The 5,180-nt window shown below is 48.3% G+C and carries 3 protein-coding genes and 1 pseudogene; 1 reads left to right on the forward strand and 3 read right to left on the reverse strand.

The window, feature by feature from the left end:
- The first annotated feature begins 48 nt into the window (after positions 1 to 48).
- Positions 49 to 978, forward strand: coding sequence for a DUF2628 domain-containing protein (locus NK638_RS11785; RefSeq protein WP_274633155.1), 930 nt, complete (start codon positions 49 to 51; stop codon positions 976 to 978).
- A gap of 99 nt (positions 979 to 1,077) precedes the next feature.
- Here the strand turns inward: NK638_RS11785 and NK638_RS12475 are convergent.
- The 3 genes and pseudogenes from NK638_RS12475 to NK638_RS11805 form a co-directional block, all read right to left on the reverse strand.
- Positions 1,078 to 3,022: pseudogene (locus tag NK638_RS12475) on the reverse strand (cation:proton antiporter domain-containing protein).
- Between the two features lie 73 nt (positions 3,023 to 3,095).
- Positions 3,096 to 3,800 (reverse strand): hypothetical protein, encoded by a 705-nt coding sequence (locus NK638_RS11800; RefSeq protein ID WP_192996077.1) that lies wholly within the window; start codon positions 3,798 to 3,800, stop codon positions 3,096 to 3,098.
- Positions 3,801 to 4,048: 248 nt separating this feature from the next.
- Complete coding sequence (locus NK638_RS11805) at positions 4,049 to 5,173, reverse strand: cation diffusion facilitator family transporter (RefSeq protein ID WP_274633158.1); 1,125 nt, start codon at positions 5,171 to 5,173, stop codon at positions 4,049 to 4,051.
- Positions 5,174 to 5,180 lie beyond the last annotated feature (7 nt).

Here is a 5,180-nt window from a genome sequence, read left to right on the forward strand (position 1 = left end):
TTAAATCCATAACAGTTTTACATTCAGCTAACTATAGAGCGTACTCTCATGTTATTTATCGAAACGGATTCGCCACCACCGTTTTATCAAGAACAGCTCACAGCAGCCAAGCGCAGGCAGCTGGACAAATGGTTTATTGGCCATCGTAGCCAGCATTATTATCTAAAGCGCTTTGAAGAATTTGATGAGCAAGGGTATTTGTCGCCCAAATGGCACTGGGCGGCATTTTTTGTCACCTTTCCTTGGCTGCTATACCGCAAGCGCTATATGGACGCCATTGTCTATAGTGTGGCGGGTTGGTCGTTTATTCAGCTTAATGTGGCGCTGGTCTTGGTTGCGTTTGAGTTTGTGGCGATGTCTTATGTCCCTGATGCGTATCAGATGGCCACCCGTATCGGTATTGCCGCGGCTATTTGGCTGTTTTGGTCGTTTATGGTGGCGCGTTGGACGGATGCCTATTATTATCGTATGGCGCGTCGCGAGATTGCGGATGCTATCAATGACCATCCGCGTGATGAGGAGGCGCAAAAGGCGCACCTAAAAAAAGAAGGCGGCGTGAGCTTGTTTGGTTTGGGGCTTGGCTTTGGGTTTTTTGCATTTGCACTACTGGTAATTAAAGTGCAGTTTTTGCCTATTATTGCCAAACCAAAAGAAAACGCGGTGCTGTTTGATACCTATGATATCGCCAAAAACGCCCAAAATCGGGTGGCGCTGATCTATCAGCAGACTGGGCAGTGTCCTGTGCATCTGCCGCTTAGTACCGAAGATCAGCAGGTGCGCATGCATGTCGCCGCCCAAGCGCCAGGGGTGACCAATACCGATTGCGCCATCATTGCGACCATTCAAAACGTTAGCTTTCCAGTGCGCTACCTCAATGATCAGACCTTGGTTTTTTATCATCTGCCAGATAGTGATGATTGGGCTTGCACCAGCTCATTCAATAAAAAACAAGCCCCCAAAAGCTGCCTAGCTGATTGATGCATGGATATCGGAGCAAGGGTGTGCTGTGCTATCGAGCGTGTATCCCAGTCAATGTCGTCAAAGTAGTCGAGGACAATGTTTTAGAATGACAATGCTTTAGGGTTTGGAATCAGCGGCGCTGGCATCTTGGTCATCGACAGGCGTTGCTTGACTCTTTAGTGGCTCATAAAAGTCAGTCAAATCCATCTTGCGCGCTTTATCGATATCTTCATCAAATAGACTCTCAAGCTCTGCCATGGCTGACTGAGCCGACTCGATCAGGCTGGCTTCGTCGTCATAAATGGCTTGCTGGCGCTCAATCAAGTCATCATCGTAATCACGGAATGTCTGCACCGTTTCTCGGGCTTTTTCTGGAGAGATACCCAGCAGCTGTAGCGACTCGCGCGACATATCTAACGACGACAGGTAAGTCTCGCGCCAAATATGACGTACGCCTACTTCACGCAGGCGATAATAATGCTGACGATCCCGCGCTCGTGCTAGGACGATCATATCGGGATAGTTTTTGCGCAAATACTGGGCGGTGGTGATAGAGCGCTCCAAATCGTCAATCGCCAATATAAACACCCGTGCTTTTTTGATGCCAGCAGCGCGGAGAATTTCAGGGTTTTTTGGGTCGCCGTAATAGACTTGGTTACCAAATTTACGCACGAAATCGACACGGTTGGCTGAGCGTTCAATGGCGGTAAATTCGATATTGTGCATGCGCAGTACGCGCCCGATAATCTGCCCGACACGGCCAAACCCTGCAATGATGACTTGGTGCTCATGATCAGGAATCGCATCGTACTCACGGCTGGGCTTACTTTTGGCAAATAATGGCTCGCCGATTTTTTCTAGCAATAAAAACGCCAGCGGTGTGAGCGCCATAGAGATGGTGACGATGAGGTTTAAGGTGTTGGCAACCTCAGGGCGCAAGACGTTTTGGGCGCTCGCCACGCTAAAGAGGACAAAGGCAAATTCACCACCTTGTGCCAGTGTCACGCCCAGCCTAATACTGGTTGGCCAGCGATTGCCTGAGACTTTGGCGATGGCGGTAATCACGGCAAACTTAATCACCATCAGCGCAATGGCGCAGCCAATAATAAAAATAGGCTCCGCTAAGATAAGCTTGACGTCTGTGAGCATGCCAACCGACATAAAAAACAAGCCCAAAAGCAAGCCTTTAAACGGCTCGATACTGGCTTCGAGCTCGTGACGATATTCAGAGTCTGCCAGCAATACGCCCGTCAAAAACGCGCCCAGTGCCATTGATAGACCAATCTGACCCATCAAAATCGACACGCCCATCACAATAAAAAAGTGCCATTGATAGACCAATCTGACCCATCAAAATCGACACGCCCATCACAATAAAAAGCGCCACCGCCGTGAGCAGCTCAGAGGCACCACTGGAGGCCACAAACTTAAAAAATGGACGTACCACATAACGGCTGGCAAAAATCAGACCCGCAAATACGGCAAACACTTTACCAAAATACACCAGATCGTAGCTTTGCTCGCGCACCCCTGACAAAAACGGAATGACCGCCAATAAAGGAATGACGGCGATGTCTTGAAACAATAAAATAGTAAAGGCTTCACGGCCATGAGTGCTAGAGAGCTGCTGCTTTTCGGTCAGTATCTGTAAGACAAAAGCGGTGGAGGAGAGCGCAAGGCCAAAACCGACGATAAAGGCAGTATCTAATGCCAAAGAAAAAAAGTGGTGCAAAAGCCACATTAACAGCATGCCAGTGAGGCCAACTTGCAGACCACCGAGGACAAAGATCGAGCGCCGTAGTGCCCAAAGCCGCGATGGTTGTAGCTCAAGGCCAATGATAAACAGCAGCATGACCACGCCAAATTCAGAGAAATGCAGCAAGCTCTCAGCGTCACCTGCCACATCCAAGCCGCTCGGCCCCAAAATCAAACCAGTAATGAGATACCCTAAAACTGTCGCGATACCAAATCGTTTACCAAGGGGTACAAACAGCAGCGCTGCTCCTAAGAAGATTGTAGCTTGTAACATCAAATTTGGTGAGCCGGCGGCGGCAGCGAACATCTGGTATCCTCAAATAGTGGCAAGGTCAAAGACATAATCAAAAACGTGGTCAAAAAAATATCAGAAACCTGCGTTATTTTTTGCGGTAAATTTTCCAAACGCCATTGTCGGCGATGGGGTTGTTGTAAGCATCGTTACGGCGCTTACGCGGTGTCTGTCTGCTATCGACCACTTTAAAATCAGGCAACGCATGGACGATAAGACCGGTACGATAAAAGCGTACGCGCTCAGGCTCCATCATCTCACCCTTACTATCGCGGCAAAATACATAAGCACGTAGGTCAATAAACTCACGATGCGCCACCAATCTTGCCTCGTCATCGTTATCAAATACTGCTGACATGCGCGCAGTCTCCTCGGCACTATAATCGCCGCATTTATCAATCAGGGCACCGACCGAGCCAAAGCTTTTGGATTCTTTGGCTCGGGTTTTGGTCAGATGTAGGCGCTGCACATGATAAATAAACTGCGGTATCTCAAGGCTGGCTGGCAGTGGCAAATAATCGGGCGGTAGGTTGGCTGCAGGATAAAAAGCCATCGCTCGCTCAAGTAGGGGCTGCCAACGCTGCTGGTAGGCCTGTACCTCGGCTAAGTTACCTTCGTAAATAGGCATGTCGCGGATCTGACGCAAGATATCAGGTGGAAACTGCTCGTCACGAAACTGAGCAATATCGTCTTGCAGCGTCGATAGCAAAACTTTGGCGTGTTTTTTGCCCTCCTTTGACGTTGGGTTGTCAATATAGTCTGGGGCGACAAAGGGCGCGGAACGTCTAGACATAAGATCACATCGTCAAGGAATCGGTTAAAAAATACAACTCAGTGTATCTGCCATGGCAAATTAATCAGTAAATAGCAGTTTATAATTATTATAACCATATAAACGCCAATAAAAGGTTTTTTTTAAACAGGATAAGTAAAGTTTTGCTAGAAATTGTTGAGATGGGTTGGCGGTAATGGTTAAGTGATAAGCAGAGTGGGCTATTTTTAACCCATTTAGGTGATTGTCGATTAAATGGAGGGCACGCCCTAGTGACTGTGCCCGATATGGCTATTCGCAGAGCTTTGCTGCTCTGATATGTCGCAGACCAATGCATCGCTATGGGCGCTGGTCTGCGGGTGTGACAAGCTTTCAACCTGAATGGTGGCGTGATGAATACCAAGCGCAAGCAACCCTTGCTCAAGATTGGCAATCAATACGCTGGCATTCGAGATTCTCATATCCCCATCGACCATCACATGGCAAGATAGCGCATTTAGCCCGCTGGTGATGCTCCAAATATGCAGGTCATGAACTTGTTTCACTTGTGGATGGGCAAGCAGTTTGTCTTCGACATCCACCAGCGATATGCCTTCTGGCGTGCCCTCCATCAAGATATGTACCGAATCACGTACAACGCGATAACCACTTACTAAGATAAGTACCGCGACGATCACCGACGCTGCGGCATCGGCCCAAACCCAGCCAAACCCCATCATCAGTAAGGCGGCGACAATAGCGGCCACTGAGCCCATCAAATCACTTAATACATGCAAGTAAGCGCTTTGCATATTGAGGTTGACAGGCTCTTTGGAGTCATCGCTTTTATTTGCTTTTTCTTTATTTACTTTGTCTTCATTTGCTCCATGGCTGTGGGTGTGTCCATCGCTGCCGTTACTACCACGATGCATCAGCCAAGCGACCAAGATATTGACCAGCATACCGACCGTTGCCACAATCAGCATACCTTGCGTCGCAATCTCAGGCGGTGAGTTAAAACGTTTGATCGCTTCATAAAAAATCATCAAGGCGATAATTACTAGCGTCGCACCATTGACGGTGGCCACGATAATCTCAAAGCGTTTATAGCCAAAGGTCTTTTGATGGGTGGCGGCTTTTTCGCCGATTTTAAATGCCATCAACGTCGCACCAAGGGCGATGGCGTCGCTGAGCATGTGTCCTGCATCAGAGAGTAACGCCAAGCTGCCTGTCAGTAAGCCACCAATCGCCTCGATAAACATATAGCCTGTGATGATCACAAAGCTAATCAGTAACGTACGCTGATAGCCTTTGGTATCTCTTGGCGCGGTGTTTTGCTCTAGGTGAGTGTCATGATCATGAGCGTCTTGATTGCCAGCAGTATAGTTACTATCGTTGCTTTTATAGACATCAATAGGCTCA

The organism is Psychrobacter sp. A3, assembly GCF_028823565.1.
In the GTDB taxonomy this organism is placed as follows: domain Bacteria; phylum Pseudomonadota; class Gammaproteobacteria; order Pseudomonadales; family Moraxellaceae; genus Psychrobacter; species Psychrobacter celer.